This is a genomic window from Yersinia ruckeri ATCC 29473 (assembly GCF_000754815.1).
Classification (GTDB): domain Bacteria; phylum Pseudomonadota; class Gammaproteobacteria; order Enterobacterales; family Enterobacteriaceae; genus Yersinia; species Yersinia ruckeri.
The window spans coordinates 1840234-1866180 of sequence record NZ_KN150747.1; the positions used below are offsets into that span (position 1 = coordinate 1840234).

Genomic DNA, 25947 nt, shown 5'->3' on the forward strand with positions numbered 1-25947 from the left:
ATACTAATTCACATAAGGTGATAAGTATTGGTGACTTATATTTAATATCAATAATACATGTCATTTGGGAATTATTCATGGTGAGCGCGGTGGACGCAAGCCCACGGCTGATCTATCTGTGCGATGCTACGCAGAAAAACCGGTTCTTTGCAGAGTGGTTACTTTATATGATTCAAATGGTGAATACATAAAAAGCAACCATTAGAAAGGCTATTGGTCAAAATTAAGGCTGGTATTGCGCAACGCCAATATCATTCTCTTTGCGGGTGCGGGCAATCACGGAGGCCGGTGATTCTACTGTGCGTAAATCCATCTGTTTTTCGGTGCGAACGACCACGCCGCGTAACGAGTTTGTGTAAACGTCCACAATGTTTACATCGACAAATGTCCCAATCATCTCAGGCGTGCCGACAAAATTCACAATACGATTATTTTCGGTACGACCCGCCAGTTCCATTACGTCTTTACGTGAAGTCCCTTCGACCAATACACGCTGGACGGTGCCGACCATTGCCCGGCTATAGTTCATTGCCTGCTGCGTGATGCGTTCTTGTAGCGCATGCAGTCGCTGTTTTTTCTCGTCATCGGAAACGTCATCCGGCAAGTCTGCCGCTGGCGTTCCAGGGCGGGAGGAATAGATAAAGCTGTAGCTCATATCGAAATTCACCTCGGCAACCAGCGTCATGGTTTGCTCAAAATCGGCCTGACTTTCACCTGGAAAGCCGACAATAAAGTCTGAGCTGATATGAATATTGGGGCGAGCTTTGCGCAATTTCCGAATGATGGATTTATATTCTAATGCGGTATGGGCGCGTTTCATCATGGTTAGAATCCGGTCTGAGCCGCTCTGCACGGGCAAATGCAGGAAACTGACCAGCTCGGGCGTATCTTCATATACCGCGATAATATCATCGGTAAACTCGATAGGATGGCTGGTGGTGAAGCGAATGCGGTCAATACCGTCAATAGCTGCGACCAAGCGTAATAACTCGGCAAAACGACAAATATCGCCGTCATAGGTTGCACCTCGATAAGCGTTAACATTTTGCCCGAGCAGATTCACTTCGCGTACGCCCTGAGCGGCTAATTGGGCAATTTCAAACAGCACATCATCGACCGGGCGACTGACTTCTTCGCCGCGCGTATAAGGTACTACGCAGAATGTGCAATATTTATTGCAGCCCTCCATGATGGAGACAAAGGCTGTGGGGCCATCGGCGCGTGGTTCGGGTAAACGGTCAAATTTTTCTATTTCCGGGAAACTGATATCCACGATCGGGCTGTGGGTTCCCAGAACGTGGTTGAGCATTTCCGGTAGGCGGTGCAAGGTTTGCGGCCCGAAAATAACGTCGACGCAAGGCGCGCGTTGGCGAATGTGATCGCCTTCTTGAGAGGCGACACAGCCGCCAACGCCGATCACTAACTGCGGATTAGTGGCTTTCAACTGCTTCCAACGGCCTAGCAGGGCGAAGACTTTTTCCTGCGCTTTTTCGCGAATTGAGCAGGTGTTCAGCAATAACAGATCGGCTTCTTCAGGCACGTCAGTTAGCTCATAACCGTGGGTGCTGGCCAGCAGGTCCGCCATTTTGGACGAATCGTATTCGTTCATTTGGCAGCCCCAGGTTTTGATATGGAGTTTCTTTGTCATCGGATTTTATTTTGCTCCGTGCGGTGTGAATAACGCAAAGGCTTGGTACTTGCTGGGCATTGTAGTCATTTGGTCGAGCGGAGACCAGTATGGAAACGCTGAGTTAACCTGCCGGTTGGAGAAAAATCCGGTACACTGACGCGAGACAAAATGCCCGAAATAGTGGGCGTAACCTTAATTTCTTGAAGCGTAGCCGAAATGAAAAAATCTCAACAAAGTTACGATGTTGTCGTGGTGGGTGGCGGGATGGTGGGGGCTGCTACCGCTTTAGGTTTGGCGCAAAGCGGTTGGTCAGTGGCGTTGCTGGAACATGAGGCTCCGGTACCCTTTGATAGCCAGAGCGCGCCGGATTTACGGATTTCGGCCATTGGCTGCACTTCCGTTGGATTGCTCAAGCAACTTGGTGCATGGTCACGCGTGCAGGAAATGCGTTATGCCCCATATCGTCGGTTGGAAACCTGGGAAATGCCTGGCTCAACGGTAGTATTCGATGCGGCATCGCTAGCGCTACCTGAATTAGGTTTTATGGTCGAAAACCGGGTTTTGCAGTTGGCGCTATGGCAACAGATCGAAACGTGCGCAAATTTAACGCTACTGTGCCCCTCACGGCTACAAAGCATGGCGAGAGTAGATAGGTGCTGGAAACTGACTTTAGACACGCAGGAGCAGATACAGGCGCGTTTAGTCGTGGGTGCCGATGGTGCCAATTCGCAGGTTCGCCGTCTGGCCGGTATTGGCACTAGCGGTTGGCAGTATCGCCAGTCCTGTATGCTCATTTCCATCAATACGGGGGCACCGCAGCAGGATGTCACCTGGCAGCAGTTTTTCCCCTCAGGCCCGCGAGCATTTCTGCCGTTGTTTGATCATTGGGCCTCGTTGGTCTGGTACGACAGTCCGCAGCGTATTCGTCAGTTGCAGAATATGCCGCTGGAACAGCTCAATCAGGAGATTACGCGCGCCTTCCCTGATCGTTTGGGACGGGTTAACGCCGTGGCAGCGGGTTCTTTCCCATTAACCCGCCGTCACGCTCAGCGTTATGTGCAGGCGGGGTTGGTATTATTAGGCGATGCAGCGCATACCATCAATCCACTCGCTGGGCAGGGGGTTAATCTGGGATATCGTGATGTCGATGCGTTGCTGGATGTGTTGAGTCAGGCACGCGATCTGGCTGAAGATTGGAGTAGCGAAGCGGTATTACTGCGTTACCAGCGTAAGCGCCGCAGCGATAACCTGATGATGCAAAGCGGTATGGATTTGTTTTACAAAGCGTTTAGTAATGATTTACCGCCAGTGAAAATGATACGCAACCTAGCATTGATCGCTGCACAACGAGCGGGAAAACTAAAGGAGCACGCGTTGAAATACGCTTTAGGATTATAGCACTGTGCATGACAAAGCGGCTCGCATCTTGGTGAGTCGCTTATGTTGACTAGATTAGCCGCCACTTTCCCTTTCTCACGTTGAACGCTAACGTTTACAGAAAGCAAAAAAGCAAAAAGCCCGCCGAAGCGAGCTTTTCTAAATATGGCTGGGGTACCAGGATTCGAACCTGGGATGCTGGAATCAGAATCCAGTGCCTTACCGCTTGGCGATACCCCAAAAGATGGTGGCTACGACGGGAATCGAACCTGTGACCCCAGCATTATGAGTGCTGTGCTCTAACCAGCTGAGCTACGTAGCCATCTTTAAATCTTTTAAAGTTAAGAAATTGTATGGCTGGGATACCAGGATTCGAACCTGGGAATGCCAGGATCAAAACCTGGTGCCTTACCGCTTGGCGATATCCCAACTGAAATACAATTCTTTTTTATCACAACCCTGCCTAACAGTATTCCACTTCAGAGAAATGGCTGGGATACCAGGATTCGAACCTGGGAATGCCAGGATCAAAACCTGGTGCCTTACCGCTTGGCGATATCCCATCTACTGTGACAACCGATGAAAATGGTGCGGGAGGCGAGACTTGAACTCGCACACCTTGCGGCGCTAGAACCTAAATCTAGTGCGTCTACCAATTTCGCCACTCCCGCATACATGAAAAAGATGGTGGCTACGACGGGAATCGAACCTGTGACCCCAGCATTATGAGTGCTGTGCTCTAACCAGCTGAGCTACGTAGCCATCTTTTTTCTGCACAACCTTCATCGGCGTTGCGGGGCGCATTATGCGTATATGACCGATTTGCGTCAACTAGTTTTTTACCGAAAAAGCGCTGAAAGGGTTCGTTTGTTTGGCTTGTGAACAGTCCGGCGATAAATTAGCCAATTATGTGGATTCGCTGTTGAATTTTACGACAAAATAAAAGGTTATAACCAATACGTCTATTGACTTGAAAGGGAAACCGACGATGGGTGTTTCTGATAATAAAGCAGGGCGGCCCGAAGGTAGCCCTGATTAAGCTTATTTACCGCGCTCATTTCCCTTTAATGGCGAGGGAAACAACGGATTATTTGTAGGCATCCTGATGAACGCCAACGGCGCGACCTGAAGGGTCATCCATATTCTTAAATGACTCATCCCATTCAATGGCTTTCGCTGAAGAACAAGCCACCGATGGGCCGCCCGGCACACATTCTGCGGCGCTTGGCAGCGGGAATAACTCTTCAAAGATCGTCCGATACAAATAGCCTTCTTTCGAGTTTGGCGTGTTGTAAGGGAAGCGGAAGTGGGCTGTTTCCAACTGCTGGTCGGTGATTTGTTCTGCCGCCATGGCTTTTAGCGAGTCAATCCAACTGTAGCCAACGCCATCGGAGAACTGCTCTTTCTGCCGCCAGGCCACACTGTGAGGCAAATCGGCAGAGAAACATTCACGCAAAACATGTTTCTCCATTTTGCCATTACCACACATTTTATCCTGTGGATTAATGCGCATTGCCACATCGAGGAAGTTTTTGTCCAGGAAGGGAACGCGGGCTTCTACGCCCCAGGCGGACATTGCTTTGTTGGCGCGGGCACAGTCATACATATGCAATGCCAGTAACTTGCGTACGGTTTCTTCATGCAATTCTTTGGCGTTTGGTGCTTTATGGAAATAAAGATAACCGCCGAAAACTTCATCGGAACCTTCACCAGATAACACCATTTTAATGCCCATTGCTTTGATTTTACGAGACATTAAATACATCGGTGTTGATGCGCGGATAGTGGTGACATCGTAAGTTTCAATGTGATAGATCACATCGCGAATCGCATCCAGCCCTTCCTGCACGGTGAAATGAATTTCATGGTGTACCGTACCCAAATGGTTGGCGACTTCCTGCGCGGCTTTCAGATCCGGTGAGCCGACCAGACCTACAGCGAAGGAGTGAAGTTGTGGCCACCAGGCTTCACTGCGCTCATCGTCTTCTACTCGACGGGCGGCGAATTTTTTGGTAATGGCGGAAATCACGGAAGAGTCCAGTCCACCGGATAGCAACACGCCATAAGGCACATCTGACATCAGGTGGCTTTTAACCGCTTCTTCCAGCGCGTTGGCCAGCTGATTTTTATCCGTCACATTGTCTTTTACGTTGTCGTAATCGAACCAGTCGCGTTGGTAATACTCGCGAATCTCGCCGTCTTGGCTCCATAAATAGCTGCCAGCAGGAAATTCTTTGATCGTGCGGCATACCGGCACCAACGCTTTCATCTCCGAGGCAACAAACATATTGCCATGCTCGTCGTGACCCATGTACAGAGGAATTATCCCCATATGGTCGCGGCCGATCAGGTAAGCATTCTTCTCTGCGTCATACAGAATAAAGGCAAACATGCCTTGTAGATCGTCAAGAAAATCAGGGCCTTTCTCCTGATATAACGCCAGAATCACTTCACAGTCAGAACCGGTCTGGAATTCGAAACGATCGCCGTACTGTTGGCGCAGAATTTGATGATTATAAATTTCGCCATTGACCGCCAGAACATGGGTGCGCGCCTTGTTATATAGCGGTTGTGCACCTGCATTTACGTCAACAATCGACAGACGTTCATGAGCCAAAATAGCATTATCACCGGCATAAATCCCGGACCAATCCGGCCCGCGGTGGCGCATTAAACGCGACATTTCCAATGCGGTTTTACGTAACTCGATTGGATCGGTTTTAAGATCGAGCACCCCGAAAATAGAACACATAATTATCTCCCTAACTTTTTAGCTTTTGGCGGTAATGTTGTTGAAATACTTTATCGTTGTAGGGTTGAACGACCCTATCCCGCGATTTTTCACGCTGCAGTGGTATCAGTGCCCTTACCGCAACCCGAAATCTGCAAGAATATAACGACCAGTAATAAGAAAAGTATGCAAAAAATACGCCAATTTGGAATGCGGTTGTTTTGTCGATTTAGGCGGCGTGGATTATTCACATAACAAGAAAATGCGCTAAAAAGGGGCGTTAATGCAAGAACTTTGGTGCAGCGCACCAAAAAAGGGAATCCTCGACATCTTTCGTCTGGCACTGGCGCTGGTTGCCGGACTGTAAGGCAAAAACTACAGGTTATTCAGCCAGCAAGAAGGCGGGCCGGGTAGATTTTCAGTGCGGTGCAGCGATGGGTTTGTATCAAGGAAGCGACGTGGCGGCAATGGCCGCCAACGGAAACAGTCATATAATATCGATATCTGCTACTGACGGGTAAACGTAGCTCGGGCGGAATGGCATGGTTTCAATATCGTCCAGGGTGGAAACGCCAGACAATACCAGAATGGTTTCCAGACCTGCCTGAAAGCCGGCCAGAATATCGGTACGCAGATTATCGCCAATAATGACGGTACTTTCTGAATGACCCTGCATTTTATTCAGCGCTGCGCGGATAATCCACGGGCTGGGTTTGCCGACATAAAACGGTTTGCGGCCAGATATTTTTTCAATAGGCGCACATAATGCACCACAGGCTGGAGCAAAGCCTCGACCGTGGGTGTCTGGATTGGTAGCGATAAAGCGCGCACCATTAGCCACAAAGAAGGCCGCTTTGTGCATCATTTCCCAGTTGTAAGAGCGTGTTTCGCCGACAATCACAAAGTCGGGGTTGATATCGGTGATAGTAAAACCGGCTTTATACAGTTCATGAATTAATGCACCTTCACCGACAACATAGGCTTTTTTACCTTCCTGACGCCGCAGAAAATCTGCCGTGGCCATTGCCGAGGTATAAAAAGCACTTTCCGGTACCTCCAAGCCCGCTGCGGCGAAGCGGTTGGCCAAGTCTTGCGCGGTTTGCGAAGGATAGTTAGTCAGGATAACCAGCGGCATGCCTTCTTGTTGAATGCGAGCCAGAAAGGCGTCAGCACCCGGAACGGCGGTGTTGTCATGCAACAACACACCGTCAATATCACAGATAACGTTTTTAATTGTCATTGTTTTCATTACTCATTAGTACGGCAGTACGCCACTATAGCATGCGGTTATGAGGCGTGTGGATGACTCCTGCCTGCCGATAATCAACACTTAGTTTTCCAGCAATCGCTGTAGCAGTACACCGTTTAGCATGGCACGTTTGGCCAAGGCGAAGGCACCGATAGCCGAGGTGTGATCTAATTGTGATGTCACCACCGGCAGGTTCTTGCGGAAATCTTTTAGGACTTGATTATTGATACAGCTTTGAATCGCTGGGAGCAGGACTTTTTCCGCTTCAATAATTTCACCGGCAATCACCACTTTTTGTGGATTAAACAGGTTAATAACAATGGCAATGGCTTTACCGAGGTAACGACCCACGTGATCGATCACTTCATTGGCCAGCAGATCGCCACGGTTGGCGGCCTTGCAGATAGCGCTAATGCTGCAATCGTCCGGCGTCAGCTTGCTCGGATACCCCTGGCTCAGCAAATGACGTACGCGATTTTCAATGGCGGCGTTGGAGGCCACGGTTTCCAGACAACCAAAGTTACCGCAGTAGCAGCGCTCGCCCAGCGGATCGATCTGGATATGGCCAATTTCGCCGACGTTGCCGTTGCTACCGAGGAAAATTTGGCTATTGACGATAATACCGGCACCGGTTCCGCGATGCAGACGAACTAAAACCGAATCTTCACAGTCTTTGGTTGCACCAAAGTAGTGCTCTGCCAATGCCAAGCTGCGGATATCGTGGCCGACAAAACTGGTCACGTTGAATCGAGCCTGCAAATTATCCACTAGCGGCCAATTATTCACACTGATGTGGGGCATATAGCGGACGATACCTTTGTTGGGCTCGACCAAACCGGGAAGAATAACGGCAATTGCGATCAGTTCACGCAATTTGCGTTGAAACTGTTCGATAAATTGGTTGATGATGGTAAAGAGCGCATGTTCCAGCGTTTCTTGTGTCCGTTCAGGTAGGGCGTAATGCTCTTCCCCAAGGGATTTTCCGCTCATATCGTACAGCGTGATGGTGGCATCATGACGACCAAGGCGGATGGCAATAGTGTGGAACTGGCGATTTTCAGTGACAATGGAGATCGCACGGCGACCACCGGTGGAGGCTTGCTGATCGACTTCTTTGATCAACCCGCGCTCCAACAGTTGACGAGTAATTTTAGTGACGCTGGCGGGAGCAAGCTGGCTGTGATCGGCAATTTGAATGCGCGAAATCGGGCCTTGCTGATCAATGAGCCGATAAACGACGGCACCATTGAGTTGTTTAACAAGATCCACATTGCCAATTTGTGCCTGTCCGCCGGTGCTCATTAATATATCTACTCGCTTTTTTTCAAACTTCGTTGCCGTTAACGATAGTTTTTGTGATTTTATAATCGCGGGTAAAGGCAGTCAGGTTGGCTACTTTGCCGATTTCAATGCTTCCTAACTGCTTATCCACGCCAATAGCGCGGGCCGCATACAGTGTTGCCATGCGCAGTGCTTCGTCCAGAGAAATGCCAACATGTTCGACGCTGTTCTGCACAGCTTCAATCATCGTTAGCGCAGAACCACTCAGGGTTCCGTTTTCGTCCACGCACAGTCCATCGCGATAGTATATTGTTTTACCGGCAAAAATGAACTCTTCAATATCAGCACCTGCGGGCGCTGTCGCATCCGTCACCAATACCAGTTTGTCGCCCTTCAAACCTTTGGCGTTGCGGATACTGGCCCACGCTACGTGATGACCATCGGCAATCACTCCGGTATACACTTCCGGGGTATCGAAAATCGCGCCCATGAGGCCCGGTTCGCGCCCAGTAATATACGGCATGGCGTTGTACAGATGGGTTGCAAAACGGATACCTGCAGCAAACCCGGTACGAGCTTCCTGATAGGTCGCATTCGAGTGTCCGGCAGAAACGACGATGCCAGCATCCGCTAACTGACGGATATACTTGGCATCGACCATTTCCGGTGCCAATGTCACCTTGGTAATCACGTCCGCGTTGGCACATAGATAGTCGATCATTGCCGCATCGGGTTGACGAATAAATGCCGGATTGTGCGTTCCCTTTTTTAACGGACTTAAATAAGGGCCTTCCAGATGCAGGCCGAGAGCCTGATGCGGGTGTTTTTTCAGATAGGCACGCATCACTTTGATGCCGTGCTTCATATAATCGTCGCTACAGGTAATTAGCGTGGGTAGGTAGCTGGTACAACCTGACTTTTCGTTGGCGCGCTGCATGATTTCCAGCGTCTCTTCAGATATGGCCTCAAGAGAGTCGTTAAATTGTACACCACCGCAACCATTTAATTGAACATCAATAAAACCGGGGGCCAGGATGGCTCCACCCAGATCGCGCTTCTCAATCTCGGCAGGTAAATCCGCCTCGGGACAAACGCGTTCAATTAAACCATTAGCTACGATAACCGCGTGATTATCCAGTATTTCATGGCCGGTATAAATACGACCGTGAGTTAAAGCATACATCGGAGCCCCCTGAAGACAATTAAAGATCTTTGACGTTTTCTGCTTCTAATTCGTTGAAGTATTTTACGGTTTTTACTTTCAATTCCATAGTGGATGCTTCGTCACACACCATAACGGCCTTCGGATGCAACTGTAGGCAGCTAATGGTCCACATATGGTTGATGTTCCCTTCAACGGCTGCTTGCAGTGCCAAGGCTTTGGCATGACCTGTCACCAGAATCATCACTTCTTCAGCATCCAGCAAGGTTCCAACACCCACAGTCAGGGCGTATTTAGGCACCAGACTGGCATCACCACCAAAGAAGCGGGAGTTCGCGATACGGGTTTCTTGGGTCAGGGTTTTGATGCGAGTACGAGAGGCCAGTGACGACGCCGGTTCGTTAAATGCGATATGTCCGTCGTTACCCACGCCACCCATAAACAGGTTGATTTTTCCGTAGGATTTAATTTTTTCTTCGTAGCGCCGGCATTCTTCATTCACATCCGGGGCATTACCGTTCAGCAGATTAATGTTTTCTTTCGGAATGTCGACATGATTGAAAAAGTTTTGGTACATAAAGGTGTGATAACTTTCCGGATGTTCGGTTGGCAGACCAACGTATTCATCCATGTTGAATGTCACAACGTATTTGAAGCTGACTTCACCTGCTTTATGCATGGCAATCAGATGCTTATAAGCTTCCAGCGGTGTGCCCCCAGTTGGGAGACCCAATACGAAAGGACGTTCTGCGGTAGGTTTAAAGGCATTAATGCGGCTGACGATATGTCGTGCAGCCCATTTGCCAACTTCTACAGTAGTTTTCAGTGGGATAAGTCTCATCATGCACCTCATGGCTTAGTCAATAGTGTCTATACTGTACGCGGTTTGAATCACTGTTCTAAGGGTAACTCAGATTTTGATTCTCGTTTTGGTACAATGCTGTGTTGATTTTTCGGATGATAAAATAAGTTTTGTGTCATAGCCAGCAAATTGGTGTTTTTTGACTGTTTTTTGGTGACGTTTATCACAAAAAAGGAGGTTTTAATTTGCGATACGAAATAATTTTTTTACACTCCATAATTGAGTAATACCTGCTGTGCGTTTTTCTAAAAGGTAGTGAGCAATACCAATAAACTACTTAAAGGGTCCGATATCGGACGAATAGGGGGAAAGGTGAATATTCTTAGTTACTTGCAAAAAGTGGGTCGGGCTTTAATGGTCCCTGTGGCCACGTTGCCTGCAGCCGCGATACTGATGGGTGTTGGTTACTGGATCGACCCAGTTGGCTGGGGTGGAGATAACGCACTGGCGGCGTTATTTATCAAATCCGGTGCTGCAATCATCGATAACATGTCCGTACTGTTCGCCATTGGTGTGGCTTACGGTATGTCTAAAGATAAAGATGGTGCAGCCGCACTGACCGGCTTCGTCGGTTTTCTGGTTCTGACCACCTTATGTTCACCGGCCGCCGTGTCGATGATCCAGAAGATTCCATTGGATCAGGTTCCCGCTGCTTTTGGTAAAATCAACAACCAATTCGTGGGTATCTTGGTCGGTATTATTTCTGCCGAGCTGTATAACCGCTTTAGCCACGTTGAACTGCCAAAAGCTTTGTCCTTCTTCAGTGGTCGTCGTCTGGTTCCCATCCTGACCTCTTTCCTGATGATTGCTGTGGCCTTCGTCCTCATGTACCTGTGGCCGTTGATTTACAACGCACTGGTTACTTTTGGTGAGTACATCAAAGACATGGGTTCAGTGGGGGCTGGTATTTACGCCTTCTTCAACCGTTTACTGATCCCAGTTGGTCTGCATCATGCCCTGAACTCGGTATTTTGGTTTGACGTTGCCGGTATTAACGATATTCCTAACTTCCTGGGTGGCCAACAGTCTATCGACGCCGGTAAAGCGGTTGTCGGTATTACAGGCCGTTATCAGGCTGGTTTCTTCCCTATCATGATGTTTGGTTTGCCAGGTGCTGCATTGGCGATTTATCACTGTGCGCGCCCGGAAAATAAAGCCAAAGTAGCCGGTATCATGCTGGCGGGTGCATTCGCTGCCTTCTTCACCGGCATCACCGAACCACTTGAATTCTCCTTCATGTTTGTGGCTCCAGTGCTGTATGTCATCCACGCTGTGTTGACCGGTATTTCCGTGTTCATCGCCGCCAGTATGCATTGGATCGCCGGTTTTGGTTTCAGTGCCGGTCTGGTGGATATGGTGCTTTCTTCACGCAACCCACTGGCAACTCATTGGTACATGCTGATTCCACAAGGTCTGGTATTCTTTGTCATTTACTACGTGGTATTCCGCTTCACTATCAACAAATTCAACCTGTTGACTCCGGGTCGCGAACTGGCGACTGCCGGTGACGAAACCGACGGTTACGATGTTGATATTGATAATGCAAATCCGAACAACGAAAGCGAAATCAATGCGCTGGCACGTCGTTACATCGGTGCCATCGGTGGTTCAGACAATCTGACCAACATTGATGCCTGCATTACTCGTCTGCGTCTGAATGTGAAAGATTCTGCCCTGGTTAACGACAGTCTGGCTAAGCGCCTGGGCGCATCCGGCGTTATTCGTTTAAACAAACAAAGCGTACAAATTATCGTTGGCACCCGTGCCGAACTGATTGCCAGTGCTATGCGTAGCGTGTTGGCGGGTGGCCCGATTCCTGCGGCAAGCACTGTGGGTGCGGCGGAAGCCAAGCCTCAGGCGGTGATCAATACACCCAAAACCGCTTCATTGATGTTGGTTGCACCGGTGACTGGCGAAGTGGTTGCGTTGGAATCTGTGCCTGATGAAGCCTTTGCCAGCAAAGCGGTAGGCGACGGTGTGGCGATTCGCCCAACGGATAACATCGTGGTTTCTCCGGCTAAGGGCACCATTGTAAAAATCTTCAATACCAATCATGCGTTCTGTCTGGAAACGGAAACCGGTGCTGAAATCGTTGTCCATATGGGTATCGATACGGTGAAACTGAATGGTAAAGGTTTTACTCGTCTGGTTGAAGAAGGCGCGGAAGTTGATGCGGGTCAACCGATTCTGGAACTGGATCTGACATTCCTGAATGAGAATGCACGTTCGATGATCAGCCCGATAGTGGTTAGTAATATCGACGATTACGCCGGTATTACCTTACAACCAGGCAATACTGTAGTTGCGGGTCAAAGTAACCTGTTTGAGATTCGCGGCAAGTAAGGCGCTAATAGGTTAACTAATTGTTTCGCATTACAAACAAATCAGCGGGAAGAGAGTGATCTCTTCCCGCTTTTTATCGTGAAACGCCAATCCCCCCTTTTTTACTGTAACAAACGGTTGTTTCCGGGCCGGGCTTGTTGGATTATAGGCGGTTATGTGTTTGCGCTTTGCATTGAGGAATAAAGCAATGAGTGAGGCAGAAGCCCGCCCAAGTAATTTTATCCGTCAAATTATCGACGAAGATTTAGCCACCGGTAAGCATACATCGGTACATACTCGTTTTCCGCCGGAGCCAAATGGTTATTTGCACATTGGTCATGCGAAATCCATTTGCCTGAATTTTGGTATTGCGCAAGATTATCAGGGTCAGTGTAACCTGCGTTTTGATGACACCAATCCGGTCAAAGAAGACGTCGAGTTTGTCGAGTCCATTAAACAAGATGTTGAGTGGTTGGGCTTTGAGTGGAGCGGAAAAATCCACTATTCATCCGATTACTTCGATCAACTGCACCAATATGCGATTGAGCTGATCAACAAAGGCTTGGCCTATGTTGATGAACTGAGCGCGGAGCAGATGCGTGAATACCGTGGAACCCTGACGACTGCGGGCAAAAACAGTCCGTATCGCGATCGCAGCGTAGAAGAGAACTTGGCGCTGTTTGAAAAAATGCGTGCCGGTGAGTTTGCCGAAGGTGCTGCCTGCCTGCGTGCGAAGATTGATATGGCGTCGCCATTTATCGTGATGCGCGATCCCGTATTGTACCGTATCAAATTTGCAGAGCACCATCAGTCGGGCAACAAGTGGTGCATCTATCCGATGTATGACTTTACTCACTGCATTTCCGATGCGTTGGAAGGAATTACTCACTCTCTTTGCACTTTAGAGTTCCAGGATAACCGTCGTTTGTATGATTGGGTACTGGATAATATCTCTATCGATTGCCATCCACGTCAGTATGAGTTCTCTCGTCTGAATCTTGAGTACACCATCATGTCTAAGCGCAAGCTGAACCAGTTGGTGACTGAGAAGCTGGTAGAGGGTTGGGATGACCCACGGATGCCGACTATCTCCGGCCTGCGTCGTCGTGGCTACACTGCTGCCTCTATTCGCGAGTTCTGCCGCCGTATTGGTGTGACCAAGCAAGATAATAATGTCGAAATGATGTCATTAGAATCTTGTATCCGTGATGACCTGAATGAAAATGCACCGCGCGCGATGGCTGTGCTGGAACCTATCAAGGTTATTATCGAGAACCGCGAAGCGGGTGAAGAATGGCTGACGATGCCAAACCATCCGAATAAACCGGAAATGGGAACCCGCCAGGTACCATTCGATCGTGAAATTTATATCGATCGGGCAGATTTCCGCGAAGAAGCCAACAAACAGTACAAACGTTTGGTGCTGGGTAAAGAAGTTCGTCTACGTAATGCCTATGTGATTAAGGCTGAACATGTCGAAAAAGATGCAGAAGGCAATATCACCACCGTTTATTGCAGCTATGATGCTGATACGCTAAATAAAGATCCGGCTGATGGGCGTAAAGTTAAAGGGGTTATTCACTGGGTTTCAGTGGCTCATGCGCTGCCAGCGGAAATTCGTTTATACGACCGTTTGTTTAGTGTGCCAAACCCGGCGGCGGCAGAAGATTTCCTGTCAACCATCAATCCAGAGTCTCTGGTTATCCGCCAAGGCTTCGTTGAGCCAAGTCTGGCTGATGCTAAACCGGAAAAAACCTACCAGTTTGAACGTGAAGGTTACTTCTGTGCGGACTGCCATTATTCCAGTGCAGAACGTTTGGTGTTCAATCGCACTGTCGGCCTGCGTGATACTTGGGCGGCTAAAGCTACAGCCTAGCTGTCACGTTTAGCATTGAAAAATGCGTAGCTTAGGTTAGGAATGCTCGTCAGTTAAGTCTTTGAAGGTGGCTGCAGCGGATAACGTTGCGGCCTCTTTTTTGCCCATAATTGGCTGGTGGCCGCTGGGTTGAGTTTTTACTTTTTGACATCCTCCAGCCTTAATTGGCGAAATTGTTACCCTGTTCAGCGCTGGCTCTAACTTGCCGCAGTGGGTTCCGGTTTCATCGAATGAGTTAACGACCCCATCTCTCCACCGGCTTTACCTCCTGCATGTCCCTGCGATATCGATCATCGTTATTGGCCGCTGAGATTTTAGCGCACGCCAGATAAATATCCTTTCCCATTCCTTCACTCCTTTACGCCTAATGTTTATTTTACTAAACACTTTTCGGTGAGAATGTACGAAGAATCATCATCCAATGCAGTCTAGCCCGATATGAAATTGACAGATTTTATGCTGCTTTTTTATGTGCTGTGGATTTCATTACAATATTCGCATTGCGAATTAACGGCGCAATAAAAAACCGATAAGAATGTTTCCATTGACCTGTCAACCTGCGCTGAAACCTTTCAATCATCCTATATTGACTTTTTTATTCACTGTAATCATTGGTTTTTCATCAACATATGAATTTATTGTGGGTTTGGTAATATTTTTTCATAGTTGTGTGCTCATTGTCATACTTTGACTAATTTTCTGTTTTTTTAATTGATAATTCGCGTCGCGAAAAATAGTCTGTATTTAGCAAATAATGCTAACGAGGGTTTCTCCTCACCGATTTTAACCCCTGGTGGGTTTTTTCAGCGGAGCTTGTGAGCTGTGGTGGACACAAGACAACGCAATTTAAATGTGATGTCAAAGAGGATTTTTTTCATATGGTTACGCACTGTGCTAAACGTAAGACGTTAGCGCTCGCAGTCGCGGGCGCGGTGTTAGGGACTGGGTTCATGATGGCGCCTGAGGCGCGAGCTGAAGGTTTTATCGATGATTCAACGCTGACCGGTGGTCTGTACTATTGGCAGCGCCAGCGTGATCGTAAGGACTTAACGCCGGATAGTGCGGACTACGGCAAATATGTCGCCAACCTGCATCACTCGACTTTTAACGCCAACCTCGACTTCTCCTCCGGTTATGCGGCTGACATGTTCGGTATCGACCTGGCTGCCTTCGGCGCAGTAGAGATGAGCAACAGCGGCCCGGCGGCACCAAACGAAATCGGTTTCAGTGACGCCAAAACCCGTTGGGATGAGAAATGGACTGGTGACACCAGCGGCGTGAGTATTTACAAAGCCGCGGCCAAATTCAAGTTAGGCAATTTCTGGGCTCAGGGTGGCTACATTCAGCCAAAAGGCCAAACTCTACTCGCTCCACACTGGAGCTTTATGCCGGGCACATACCGCGGGGCTGAGGGTGGCGCGAAATTTGATTTCGATACTGCTGGCGCACTTTCCATGTCTTATATGTGGACTGATGAATACAAAGCGCCTTGGTATCGGAATATGTATGAATTCCGTCAAATCGATAACAAGACCAGCGTCAGTTATCTGCATTCCTTCGGTGCTAAATACGACTTTAAAAATAAGTTAGTATTGGAAGGCGCATTTGGTCAGGCAAAAGACTATATGGATCAGTATTTTGCTAAAGCCTCCTACGCATTCCCAGTTGCAGGTAACGACCTAAGAACCTCTTATCAGTTCTACGGTGCGAAAGACAAAGTCAGCGGCGGTGAGAACGACGTTTATGATGGGCTGGCATGGCTGCAGGCGTTGACTCTCGGCTATACCACTGGGCCATTTGACCTGCGTCTGGAAGGAACAATGGCGAAAGCCGAAGGCCAACAGGGCTTCTTCTTGCAACGTATGACACCAAGCTATGCTAGCTCTAACGGTCGTCTCGATGTCTGGTGGGATGCGCGTTCCGACTTTAACGCCAACGGTGAGAAAGCATTATTTGCCGGTGTGATGTATGACCTGGTTAACTGGAATATGGCCGGCTGGTCTGTAGGGACTTCCTATGCTTATGGCTGGGATGCAAAACCGAGTACTAATCCTCAGTTTGATCAGGCTACCCGCTTAAAAGAATCCGCCTGGAACTTCGACGTGCTGTACACCCTACAAGAAGGTCGTGCGAAAGGTACCTTATTCAAACTGCATTACACCATGTATGACAACCACACCAATATCCCAAGCTATGGCGGTGGTTATGGCAACATCTTCCAAGATGAGAAAGACATTAAATTCATCGTGATTGCACCTTTCACCATCTTCTAATCTGCGAGCCCCGGTGTGCAACCGGGGCACCTTACGGGATATAAATCATGAGAAAATTGATTGGTGTGGTCGCCGTTGTTTTGGGGTTGAGCGCCTGTGTTCAGCAACCGCCAGCACAGCCGGAAGATTTGAAACTTAAACAAGCTTACAGCGCCTGTATTCAGGCAACTGAAGGTTCACCGGAAAGATTGGTTCCTTGTAAAGCGGTGCTAAAGGTATTGAAACAGGAAAAAGCCCATCAGGCCTTTGCTGAGAAAGAAAATGTTCGCGTGTTGGATTACCAGCGTTGCATTGATGCGGCTCATACCGGAAACGGTCAGGTTTATGCTTCTCAATGTGGAAAACTTTGGCAGGAAATACGCAACAACAACTAAGGATGAATGAGGTTAGTGATGAACAAATTCAAATTACATGCGTTAGCTGCGCTGACTGCAACTTTTGGTTTTATGAGTGCGGTTCACGCCAGTCCTGCCGATCAGCTGGTTGTTGATCAACTGAGCCAGTTAAAAGTTAATTTCAAAATGCAGGATAACCGCGCCGCAGAAAAGGGGACGGATTGTGCTGCATTGGGTGCCGACTGGGCATCATGCAATAAGACACTGATTACTCTGACCAACACCGGGGATAAAATCCAAGGTAAAGATTGGGCTCTGTATTTCCATAATGTGCGTCAGGTGTTGGCGGTGGGTAATGACCAATTCAAAATTACTCATGTGACTGGCGACTTGCACAAAATTGAGCCGACCGACAAGTTTAGTGGCTTCCCTGCGAATAAAGCCGTTGAAATTCCGATTACCGGCGAATATTGGCAGTTATTTGAAACCGATTTTATGCCACGCTGGTACGCCACTTCTGGCGATGCAAAACCCAAGGTTTTATCCAGTACTGATACCGAGAATATCGATCAGTTCCTAACCCGTTTTACTGGCGACCAGTGGAAGCGCACCAAGGACGATAATAACGTTCTGATGACGCCAGAATCGCGATTCGTCAAGAACGAGAGCCTGAAAACGTTGCCAGCAAAAAGCCTGCGTGGGCAGATCGTGCCAACGCCGATGAACGTCAAAGTACATCAAGGCGATGTTGACCTGAGTAACGGTGTTGCGCTGGAACTGAGTGCGTTGCCAAAACCTGCAGCAGATGCCGTGCAACAGCGTTTTGACATGCTGGGCGTGAATGCAAAAGCTACGGGCTTCCCGATCAGTACTCAAATTAAGCCTTCGGCCTTTAAAGGTGATTTGGCGGTTTCTGGTGCCTATGAACTGAAGATTGGTGAGAAAGGTGCGCAGGTTATTGGTTTCGATCCAGCCGGCGTATTCTATGGCTTGCAATCCATCCTGTCACTGGTTCCAACAGATGGCAGTAAGAAAATTGCCATGCTGGATGCCAAGGATGCACCGCGTTTTGAATACCGTGCATTGTTCCTCGATGTTGGGCGTAACTTTAAAACCAAACAGGCGGTATTACGCCTACTAGACCAAATGTCAGCCTATAAGCTGAATAAATTCCACTTCCATCTCAGTGATGATGAAGGCTGGCGTATCGAAATTCCTGGCTTGCCGGAGTTGACCGATGTCGGCAGTAAACGTTGTCACGACCTGACAGAAACGACCTGTTTGTTGCCGCAATTGGGTTCAGGCCCAGATAGCAATAATCTCGGCTCCGGCCACTTTAGCCGTAGCGATTACATCGATATTCTGAAATATGCGAAAGCGCGTCAGATCGAAGTTATTCCTGAAATTGATATACCGGCTCATGCGCGTGCTGCGGTGGTTTCAATGGAAGCCCGTTATAACAATCTGATGAAAGAAGGGAAAGAAGCGGAGGCGAAAGAATTCCGTCTGCTTGATCCGACTGATGATTCCAACACGACATCAGTACAGTTCTACGATCGTAAGAGTTACCTGAACCCATGTCTGGATTCCTCAAAACGCTTTGTTGATAAAGTGATTGGCGAAATGGCTCAGATGCATAAAGAGGCCGGAATGCCGCTACAAACTTGGCATTTCGGTGGGGATGAAGCGAAAAACATCCGTCTGGGTGCCGGTTATCAGGATAAAAATGGCAAGATAGAGCCAGGAAAAGGCATTATTGATCAGAGCATCGAAGATAAGCCTTGGGCGAAATCTCAGGTTTGCCAGGATATGGTCAAACAAGGCAAAGTCCAGGACGTTGCGCACTTGTCCAGCTACTTCGCTATTGAGGTCAGTAAACTGGTCAATGCCCATGGTATTGAGAAAATGCAGGCTTGGCAGGATGGCTTGAAAGATGCCAAAGGCGCGCAGGATTTTGCTACTAAGCGTGTGGGTGTGAACTTCTGGGATACGCTGTATTGGGGCGGTGCGGACAGCATTAACGATTGGGCCAACAAAGGCTATGAAGTGATCGCATCCAATCCGGATTACGTGTACTTCGATATGCCGTATGAAGTGAATCCACTCGAACGTGGCTACTACTGGGCGACCCGCTTTAATGATGAGGCCAAAGTTTTCAGCTTTGCACCGAACAATATGCCGCAGAATGCTGAAACTTCCGTCGATCGCGATGGCAATCATTTCAGCGCCAAGAGTGACAAACCTTGGCCGGGAGTCACTGGCATTTCAGGCCAATCTTGGAATGAAACCGTACGTACTGATGAACAGTTGGAATATATGGTCTTCCCTCGAGCATTGCCGCTGGCGGAACGTGCATGGCATCGCGCATCTTGGGAACAGGATTATCAGGCTGGCCGTGAATATAAAGGTGGAGAAACCCAGTTTGTTGATATCAAAGCATTAAGCTCTGATTGGCAACGTTTCGCCAATATTATGGGGCAGCGTGAATTGGCTAAATTGGATAAGGCCGGTATCGCTTATCGCTTGCCGGTTCCAGGCGCACGGATTCAGGGAGGATTACTGGAAGCCAACGTGAGCTTGCCGGGGCTGGCCATTGAGTATTCGGTTGATGGCGGCAAGCAATGGCAGAAATATGATATGAAAGTGCAGCCGAAAGTCAGCGGTGAAGTGATGATCCGCTCTACCAGCCCTGATGGTAAACGTGCCAGCCGTGCTGAAGTGGTGAGTTCTACATTGTAATCATGAGTCTGAGTCGATGTACTGGCCCTGGGAACTGGGGCCATATCCAGTGTTGTAAATCTGTGTCTGGTTATTTTCTGTTATAAGTTGAGTAGAGAGTCATTTCCCCGGTGCTCCCGGGGTTTTTTTTGCCGGTTATTTGGCAAGCTAGGCGGTCTATTTTTAGCGATAAAAATTTATTCGGACACAATGTATTTATAGGGTGAATGCATTAATATTTATGTGTTTAATTTAAGAATAAATAAAATCTTGGTGTAGCGGAGAAAAATAAAATCATGGAAAATAAAAAGACCACTCAAATTCTATGCTTATTATGCGGCATAGAAAAAGGTGGCCTATGTTAAAACCTGATTAATCAGATTTTATTTTTTGTCATGAAACGTTTCATCGACACGGCAATCGCCGCCTTCACAGTGACCATATAAATATAGGCTGTGGTTTGTCAGCTTGATGCCATGCTGGGTTGAAATCTCGCGTTGGCGAACTTCAATGGATTCATCACTGAACTCAATCACTTTGCCGCAATCTAGGCAAATCAAGTGATCATGGTGATGCTGCTGCGTCAGTTCAAAGACCGATTTGCCGCCTTCAAAATTATGGCGGGTCACGATACCGGCATCGTCAAACTGGTTGAGTACACGGTAAACCGTAGCCAAGCCAATCTCTTCGCCCATATCGATCAGTTTTTTATAAAGATCTTCCGCACTGACGTGATGGCAATCTGGTTTTTGCAGCACTTCCAAAATCTTCAGGCGCGGAAGCGTTACCTTGAGGCCAGCGTTCTTTAATGCTCTATTGTTGTCAGTCATGCGGATTCAGTCCTGTTACTTTGTTATTCAAATTGAGGCTGTTCAGCCTGTGACATCGGTAGGCACAAAAAATATAATTGCGTCTCATTATAGAACCGGTAGCTCAAAATGAAAACCATAGGTTATTAACCAAGATATAATTGCACACTTTGCAAGATTAATCATGCAGCGTATTGATGAACGGGGAGAACAGATGACCCCAGTGTACAGTGTTGGCGGTAAAAGTTACAAATTTAAAACTGCCTAATTTATTTAACACCTTATTATCTTCTGGTGTTTATGGTTTTTAATCGAATAATTATATAGTTACAGAAAAAATTCATGCCCTGAGTTTGAAACCGGACTCAGGGCATGTCGGCCAGATTAACCAATGATATCCGACAGGCTCAGCTCTTCGCTGATTTGCTTCACCCAGGCGGTAACGCGTTCGTTGGTTAGCTCAGGCTGGCGATCTTCATCAATGGCCAAGCCGATAAAGTGATCGTCATCAGCCAGACCTTTGGATGCTTCAAAATGGTAACCGGCGGTAGGCCAGTGACCCACAATGGCAGCACCACGAGGTTCGATGATGTCACGTACTGTCCCCATGGCATCGCAGAAATACTCTGCATAGTCTTCCTGATCGCCGCAGCCGAATAGCGCAACCAGTTTGCCATTAAAATCGATCTCTTCCAGTGTCGGGAAAAAGTCATCCCAGTCACACTGTGCTTCACCGTAATACCAAGTTGGGATACCGATCAGCAAAATATCGAATTTCTCTAAATCTTCTTTGCTGCTTTTGGCAATGTCATGAACCTCTGCAACATCTTTACCCAGTTGCTTTTGGATCATCTTGGCAATGTTTTCGGTATTGCCTGTATCGCTGCCAAAGAAAATGCCTACAGTTGCCATATAGCTTTTATACCTTCTAAATTCAATTGGTTATGTTAATTTCCTAGCCTACTAATCCACAATATAGCACATTTTTAATCGCGCTTGTGGAAATGGGTTTTCTTGCTGAGTCCTGACTTCTCTCATCAAATTAACTGACTGATTATTAAGCTGTTGTCACCAAAACGAATCATCAAGTACGGCTACGGTGACTAAATACCTAACAAAAATAAGATATTAAGTCCCCAGGATCTCTTTTCCCATCGTTTGTCATCATGTCAGAAAATCCCCGATCGTTGATATCGAGTTCATGCGATATAAATTTTTCATCTGTCGCTCAACCTTGGGGAGCAACTGCCGATAACCGTGATAGAAACCAGAGGGTTTCTATTTGCGGTGCCACGAGGGCCTCATCAAATCTATCTTTGATGAGGAAGGATAAATCGTTAGCTGTATGGAACGTCCTAAAGCACTTTTCGGTCATCAAGTCCCGTGAGGGCAATAGTGGTAACAATCCGACAATAAATAGAAAAGGAACGAACATGCAGTTTTTAAAGAATATTACCATCAGAGCGGCGTTACTTTGGGTTTTTGGGGCATTTAGCCTGCTCTGGGGTGGGGTTTCTGCTTACACATTGTTCTCGCTGCATGAACTGACAGACGCTTCGAATGCTAACAGCGTTCTGGTGGAGAATATCAATCTGGTCAATCAGGGGAGTGACCAGTATTTTCGCACCGTCACCCGCTTAGGACGTTCGGTAGACCATCGTCTGGCGGGTAACATAGCCGAGGCCGATCGCGAGTTGAAATCGTCCAATAAGGCGTTAGAGAACCTGAAAAATAGCTTGGCTCAGTTTAAAGCCATCGATCATGCACAGCTTAATCCGGTATTGGTTAACGAGGTGATCTCAAGCTGGAATGGGTTGGTTATTCAAGGGGTTGATCCTCTTTATCAGGCCGCTGTGGTTAACGATAATAGCGCTTACCAGCTGCTGTCCAAACAGACGGTTCCTGCCTTGAGTCGCCAGTTTGGCGCATCGGCAGAGAGTTTTGACAAAGCGGCATCGGAACAAATTGGTGTAGTGAAGGTGCAATTTGCCCATTTGACCAAAGTGAGCAGCATTACGCTGATTTCTGCTTTGATCGCGGGTTTGCTGATTTTATTGGCGACGGATCGTTTCCTGGTAGCGAACCTGGTGCGACCTCTTCACCAGATGCGCGATCATTTCAAAGTGATTGCATCTGGCCAGTTAGGGCATCCTATCGTTGATTTTGGACGTAATTGTATCGGTCAACTGTTCCCGTTATTGCGCGAGGTACAAACCAGCTTGGCTAATACGGTGAAAACCATCCGCGATAGCACCGACAGTATTTATCATGGTGCGGCGGAAATTGCGGCGGGGAATACCGATTTATCTTCTCGTACCGAGCAACAGGCGGCAGCGCTAGAAGAAACGGCGGCCAGCATGGAGCAGTTAACGGCTACGGTAAAACACAATGCGGATAACGCACACCACGCCAGCCAATTGGCTGCGACAGCATCGTCAACGGCGAAAAAAGGTGGCGAACTGGTAGCTGATGTGGTTCACACGATGGCCGATATTTCAGCCAGCTCGAAGAAGATTGCTGAAATTACAACCGTCATTAACAGTATTGCTTTCCAGACCAACATTTTGGCTTTGAACGCTGCAGTGGAAGCCGCGAGAGCCGGTGAACAGGGCCGAGGTTTTGCCGTGGTTGCCAGCGAAGTCCGCAGTTTGGCGCAGCGCAGCGCACAGGCAGCCAAAGAAATTGATGGCCTAATCAACGAATCGGTCAGTCGCGTGATCAGCGGTTCTGCTCAGGTGGAAAGTGCGGGTAGTACGATGAATGAAATTGTTCGTTCTATTACCAATGTGACCGATCTGATAGGCGAGATTGCTTCCGCATCTGATGAACAAAGCAAAGGTATCAGTCAGGTTGGCCAAGCCGTGGCCGAAATGGATAGCGTGACGCAGCAGAATGCTGCATTGGTGCAGGAAGCCTCACGAGCGGCTGCATCTTTGGAAGATCAGGCTGCGAAGTTGAATCATGCTGTTGCGGTATTTAAGTTGAAAGATGACAAGGTCACACCGGCGGCTAAAACCAAGGTAACCCCAGTGAAAGCGCCGATGGCCCCACGCACAGACAATAACGCGAATTGGGAAACCTTTTAATTAGAGCTGATTTAAAGAGAGTAAATATGGAGTGGCGTAATGGACTACGCCACTCCAGCATGGTAACCGATGGCATTAAAGCCCTTCCTGATCTTTAGCCAACTGGGCAAGCAACATTTGCTCAATCAGTTCGCTACGGCTGATGTTGCGCTGCTCTGCAAGGCTATTGAGAGCATCTACCGCATCTGCATTAATCTTCAGTTCCACGCGCCGTAAGCCACGTACTTTATCGCGCCGTAGTTGATTTCGCTTATTAATTCTAAGCTGTTCATCACGGGATAATGGGTTTGTTTTCGGTCGCCCCGGACGGCGTTCATCTGCGAACAGATCCAGCGTCGTGCGATCCGTTTGTTCTTTTGCCATAGGTAGCGGTACTACAAGGGATTGACATCAGAAAGCGTTGAGCCTTTCCAGATGATTCGGTTAACACGTTTCAGGTTACAACCGCTAACCTGAATTTGCATTTGTCCTCGGTGCGGCCTGAATATTACGGCTGAACGCGGTGGCAAAATTATAGCGCGCCATAATACCCTAGCCGGTGAAGCGACGACAATGGCTAACTGCAATTAGATTGGGCTAATTCGTTCTTTTTTGCACAATTTTTCCACAGGAAATACATTTCTTTTCCCCAGGGTTCAATTTTTAAACAATCCCGTTGCCTCGGTTTTTATTGGGTGTCGATAAAACGATAAATCGCACGTAACACCGCCTCGGGTTTTTCCGCGTGAACCCAATGACCGCAGCCGGAAATAACATGGGCGCGCGCCTGCGGGAACTGGCGAGCGATTTCAGCCCGATAGCTATCCTGAATATACGGGGATAATTCAGCGCGAATAAACAGAATCGGATGTGGCCAGGCAGGAATAGGTTGCCAACCGACAATATTCTCGTATTGATCCCTCAGCGTCGCTACGTCAAAACGCCATTCACCACCCTGGAATGATTTCAGCAGGAATTGAATGACACCTTCTTCCTTTATTATTTCGCGCATAATTCTCGCGGCGTCCTGGCGCTGAGTCACGCCAGCATCGGTGACGGCAGCGAGGGCGGCGAAAATTTTATCGTGACGACGAGTTTGATAATCAATCGGTGCAATATCGATCGCGACCAGTCGTTCGATACGGTCTGGCGCAATAGCGGTGAGCGCCATGGCGACTTTCCCGCCCATGGAATGACCAATAATAATGGCTTTCTGTATCTCTAATTGGTCGAGTAATTCCAATACATCCTGCGCCATTATCGGGTAATTGATTTGCGGAGAGCGGGGCGATAAACCGTGGCCGCGCAAATCGATTTGCAGCACGGTGTGCGTCTGTTGCAGGTCGCGCGCAAGAACACCGAGGTTATCAAGGTTGCCAAACAGGCCGTGGATCAGTACTACTGGTAGTTTATCAGTAGAAGAATGTGCGCTTTGTAAGCGAAAGTTCAATTTCATGGCGAAGTTCATACTGAGAGATATTGCGGTTAGGGTATCATGACTGAATGATGGTGTGCTGCTCCGGAATGACGCGGATGATTAAAGCTAAGGTTATTTGGTGATGGACGCGGTTTTTCTCGGCCAGAACTGTCATGGCGCTATTCGTTAGCCCGCTTTAACTTTATAATCCTTGATATGAATACAGAAAGTAGAAAAACAGTACTGGATAAAGATGAAAACTATTGAAGTCGACGAAGAGCTTTATCGTTATATTGCCAGCCATACGCAACATATCGGCGAGAGTGCCTCCGATATTTTACGCCGTATGTTGAAATTTACCGCTGGCCAACCGGTACGTACAGTTTCGGCTGGTAATGACACCGCCAAGACTCCGGCAGTTGTCGTTCCTGGGCCTCGTGATCGCGTTCGGGCGTTGCGTGAACTGCTGCTTTCCGATGAATATGCGGAACAGAATAAGGCGGTTAACCGTTTTATGCTGGTACTTTCGACCCTTTATACCCTGGATGCCGCTGGATTTGCTGTAGCGACGGAATCTCTGCATGGACGTACCCGGACTTATTTTGCCGGCGATCAACAGACGTTACTGCAAAATGGCACCCATACTAAGCCTAAGCACGTTCCAGGTACGCCATATTGGGTTATCACCAATACCAATACCGAACGCAAGCGCAGTATGGTGCAACACATCATGCTGGCAATGCAGTTCCCACCGGATTTGACCGAAAAAGTGTGCGGGACTATCTAACTGATATCTATACCCGAAAGATATCGAGTGGCGGCCAACTGCGCGACGACTCG

18 protein-coding genes and 6 tRNA genes are annotated in these 25947 nt (G+C 48.2%); 8 read left to right on the plus strand and 16 right to left on the minus strand.

The window, feature by feature from the left end; translation table 11 throughout:
• Window positions 1–223 precede the first annotated feature (223 nt).
• A complete protein-coding gene (gene miaB / locus DJ39_RS08190) occupies window positions 224–1648 on the minus strand; it encodes a tRNA (N6-isopentenyl adenosine(37)-C2)-methylthiotransferase MiaB (protein ID WP_004720216.1) in 1425 nt (474 codons plus the stop codon).
• Between the two features lie 198 nt (window positions 1649–1846).
• Between miaB and ubiF the strand changes: the two genes are divergently transcribed.
• Complete coding sequence (gene ubiF, locus DJ39_RS08195) at window positions 1847–3028, plus strand: 3-demethoxyubiquinol 3-hydroxylase (protein WP_004720218.1); 1182 nt, start codon at window positions 1847–1849, stop codon at window positions 3026–3028.
• Between the two features lie 145 nt (window positions 3029–3173).
• Here the strand turns inward: ubiF and DJ39_RS08200 are convergent.
• The 11 genes from DJ39_RS08200 to nagB form a co-directional block, all read right to left on the minus strand.
• Window positions 3174–3247, minus strand: a tRNA-Gln gene (locus tag DJ39_RS08200).
• Between the two features lie 5 nt (window positions 3248–3252).
• A tRNA-Met gene (locus DJ39_RS08205) sits at window positions 3253–3329 on the minus strand.
• A 32-nt stretch (window positions 3330–3361) separates the two neighbouring features.
• Window positions 3362–3436 (minus strand) — tRNA-Gln (locus tag DJ39_RS08210).
• A 59-nt stretch (window positions 3437–3495) separates the two neighbouring features.
• Window positions 3496–3570, minus strand: a tRNA-Gln gene (locus tag DJ39_RS08215).
• A 23-nt stretch (window positions 3571–3593) separates the two neighbouring features.
• Window positions 3594–3678: transfer RNA gene (locus DJ39_RS08220), tRNA-Leu, on the minus strand.
• 14 nt (window positions 3679–3692) lie between these two features.
• A tRNA-Met gene (locus DJ39_RS08225) sits at window positions 3693–3769 on the minus strand.
• A gap of 325 nt (window positions 3770–4094) precedes the next feature.
• A complete protein-coding gene (asnB, locus tag DJ39_RS08230) occupies window positions 4095–5759 on the minus strand; it encodes an asparagine synthase B (protein ID WP_004721839.1) in 1665 nt (554 codons plus the stop codon).
• A gap of 466 nt (window positions 5760–6225) precedes the next feature.
• Window positions 6226–6978 carry an HAD-IIA family hydrolase gene (locus DJ39_RS08235; RefSeq protein ID WP_038251294.1) on the minus strand — a complete coding sequence of 251 codons (753 nt, stop codon included), beginning with the start codon at window positions 6976–6978 and terminating at the stop codon, window positions 6226–6228.
• Between the two features lie 90 nt (window positions 6979–7068).
• Entirely contained in the window at window positions 7069–8289 is a 1221-nt protein-coding gene (gene nagC, locus DJ39_RS08240) for a DNA-binding transcriptional regulator NagC (protein WP_004721841.1), read from the minus strand.
• Between the two features lie 22 nt (window positions 8290–8311).
• Entirely contained in the window at window positions 8312–9451 is a 1140-nt protein-coding gene (gene nagA, locus DJ39_RS08245) for an N-acetylglucosamine-6-phosphate deacetylase (RefSeq protein WP_004721843.1), read from the minus strand.
• A gap of 19 nt (window positions 9452–9470) precedes the next feature.
• A complete protein-coding gene (nagB, locus tag DJ39_RS08250; protein ID WP_038243483.1) occupies window positions 9471–10271 on the minus strand; it encodes a glucosamine-6-phosphate deaminase in 801 nt (266 codons plus the stop codon).
• A gap of 333 nt (window positions 10272–10604) precedes the next feature.
• Between nagB and nagE the strand changes: the two genes are divergently transcribed.
• From nagE to DJ39_RS08275, 5 genes are all read left to right on the plus strand, one after another.
• Window positions 10605–12635, plus strand: coding sequence for an N-acetylglucosamine-specific PTS transporter subunit IIBC (gene nagE, locus DJ39_RS08255; protein ID WP_004721849.1), 2031 nt, complete (start codon window positions 10605–10607; stop codon window positions 12633–12635).
• Between the two features lie 187 nt (window positions 12636–12822).
• Entirely contained in the window at window positions 12823–14490 is a 1668-nt protein-coding gene (gene glnS, locus DJ39_RS08260; RefSeq protein ID WP_038243489.1) for a glutamine--tRNA ligase, read from the plus strand.
• 878 nt (window positions 14491–15368) lie between these two features.
• Window positions 15369–16763, plus strand: a complete 1395-nt coding sequence (gene chiP / locus DJ39_RS08265; RefSeq protein WP_038243492.1) for a chitoporin ChiP — start codon at window positions 15369–15371, stop codon at window positions 16761–16763.
• Between the two features lie 47 nt (window positions 16764–16810).
• Window positions 16811–17137 carry a ChiQ/YbfN family lipoprotein gene (gene chiQ / locus DJ39_RS08270; protein ID WP_004721857.1) on the plus strand — a complete coding sequence of 109 codons (327 nt, stop codon included), beginning with the start codon at window positions 16811–16813 and terminating at the stop codon, window positions 17135–17137.
• 18 nt (window positions 17138–17155) lie between these two features.
• The gene (locus DJ39_RS08275; protein WP_004721859.1) at window positions 17156–19837 is read left to right on the plus strand and encodes a beta-N-acetylhexosaminidase; all 2682 of its coding nucleotides are present in this window, start codon (window positions 17156–17158) and stop codon (window positions 19835–19837) included.
• Window positions 19838–20199: 362 nt separating this feature from the next.
• Here the strand turns inward: DJ39_RS08275 and fur are convergent, their stop codons facing one another.
• Both fur and fldA read right to left on the minus strand, forming a co-directional pair.
• The gene (gene fur / locus DJ39_RS08280) at window positions 20200–20646 is read right to left on the minus strand and encodes a ferric iron uptake transcriptional regulator (RefSeq protein WP_004721860.1); all 447 of its coding nucleotides are present in this window, start codon (window positions 20644–20646) and stop codon (window positions 20200–20202) included.
• Window positions 20647–21009: 363 nt separating this feature from the next.
• Window positions 21010–21537: a flavodoxin FldA gene (fldA, locus tag DJ39_RS08285; RefSeq protein WP_004721863.1), complete on the minus strand. Its 528-nt coding sequence runs from the start codon at window positions 21535–21537 to the stop codon at window positions 21010–21012.
• A gap of 521 nt (window positions 21538–22058) precedes the next feature.
• Here fldA and DJ39_RS08290 point away from each other — a divergent pair.
• Window positions 22059–23711 carry a methyl-accepting chemotaxis protein gene (locus DJ39_RS08290; RefSeq protein ID WP_004721864.1) on the plus strand — a complete coding sequence of 551 codons (1653 nt, stop codon included), beginning with the start codon at window positions 22059–22061 and terminating at the stop codon, window positions 23709–23711.
• Window positions 23712–23786: 75 nt separating this feature from the next.
• On the opposite strand, the gene ybfE is transcribed toward DJ39_RS08290, so the two are convergent.
• Window positions 23787–24074 (minus strand): LexA regulated protein, encoded by a 288-nt coding sequence (gene ybfE, locus DJ39_RS08295; RefSeq protein ID WP_004721866.1) that lies wholly within the window; start codon window positions 24072–24074, stop codon window positions 23787–23789.
• A 304-nt stretch (window positions 24075–24378) separates the two neighbouring features.
• Window positions 24379–25146 carry an esterase gene (gene ybfF / locus DJ39_RS08300; RefSeq protein ID WP_038245915.1) on the minus strand — a complete coding sequence of 256 codons (768 nt, stop codon included), beginning with the start codon at window positions 25144–25146 and terminating at the stop codon, window positions 24379–24381.
• Between the two features lie 214 nt (window positions 25147–25360).
• On the opposite strand from ybfF, the gene seqA reads away from it, so the two are divergent.
• Window positions 25361–25894: a replication initiation negative regulator SeqA gene (seqA, locus tag DJ39_RS08305; RefSeq protein WP_004721870.1), complete on the plus strand. Its 534-nt coding sequence runs from the start codon at window positions 25361–25363 to the stop codon at window positions 25892–25894.
• Window positions 25895–25947 lie beyond the last annotated feature (53 nt).

Excerpts from the sequence above, each read along its gene's own strand:
- miaB (WP_004720216.1), bottom strand. The coding sequence starts at position 1,648 with ATGACAAAGAAACTCCATATCAAAACCTGGGGCTGCCAAATGAACGAA.
- ubiF (WP_004720218.1), top strand. The coding sequence starts at position 1,847 with ATGAAAAAATCTCAACAAAGTTACGATGTTGTCGTGGTGGGTGGCGGG.
- asnB (WP_004721839.1), bottom strand. The coding sequence starts at position 5,759 with ATGTGTTCTATTTTCGGGGTGCTCGATCTTAAAACCGATCCAATCGAG.
- DJ39_RS08235 (WP_038251294.1), bottom strand. The coding sequence starts at position 6,978 with ATGACAATTAAAAACGTTATCTGTGATATTGACGGTGTGTTGTTGCAT.
- nagC (WP_004721841.1), bottom strand. The coding sequence starts at position 8,289 with ATGAGCACCGGCGGACAGGCACAAATTGGCAATGTGGATCTTGTTAAA.
- nagA (WP_004721843.1), bottom strand. The coding sequence starts at position 9,451 with ATGTATGCTTTAACTCACGGTCGTATTTATACCGGCCATGAAATACTG.
- nagB (WP_038243483.1), bottom strand. The coding sequence starts at position 10,271 with ATGAGACTTATCCCACTGAAAACTACTGTAGAAGTTGGCAAATGGGCT.
- glnS (WP_038243489.1), top strand. The coding sequence starts at position 12,823 with ATGAGTGAGGCAGAAGCCCGCCCAAGTAATTTTATCCGTCAAATTATC.
- chiP (WP_038243492.1), top strand. The coding sequence starts at position 15,369 with ATGGTTACGCACTGTGCTAAACGTAAGACGTTAGCGCTCGCAGTCGCG.
- chiQ (WP_004721857.1), top strand. The coding sequence starts at position 16,811 with ATGAGAAAATTGATTGGTGTGGTCGCCGTTGTTTTGGGGTTGAGCGCC.
- DJ39_RS08275 (WP_004721859.1), top strand. The coding sequence starts at position 17,156 with ATGAACAAATTCAAATTACATGCGTTAGCTGCGCTGACTGCAACTTTT.
- fur (WP_004721860.1), bottom strand. The coding sequence starts at position 20,646 with ATGACTGACAACAATAGAGCATTAAAGAACGCTGGCCTCAAGGTAACG.
- fldA (WP_004721863.1), bottom strand. The coding sequence starts at position 21,537 with ATGGCAACTGTAGGCATTTTCTTTGGCAGCGATACAGGCAATACCGAA.
- DJ39_RS08290 (WP_004721864.1), top strand. The coding sequence starts at position 22,059 with ATGCAGTTTTTAAAGAATATTACCATCAGAGCGGCGTTACTTTGGGTT.
- ybfE (WP_004721866.1), bottom strand. The coding sequence starts at position 24,074 with ATGGCAAAAGAACAAACGGATCGCACGACGCTGGATCTGTTCGCAGAT.
- ybfF (WP_038245915.1), bottom strand. The coding sequence starts at position 25,146 with ATGAAATTGAACTTTCGCTTACAAAGCGCACATTCTTCTACTGATAAA.
- seqA (WP_004721870.1), top strand. The coding sequence starts at position 25,361 with ATGAAAACTATTGAAGTCGACGAAGAGCTTTATCGTTATATTGCCAGC.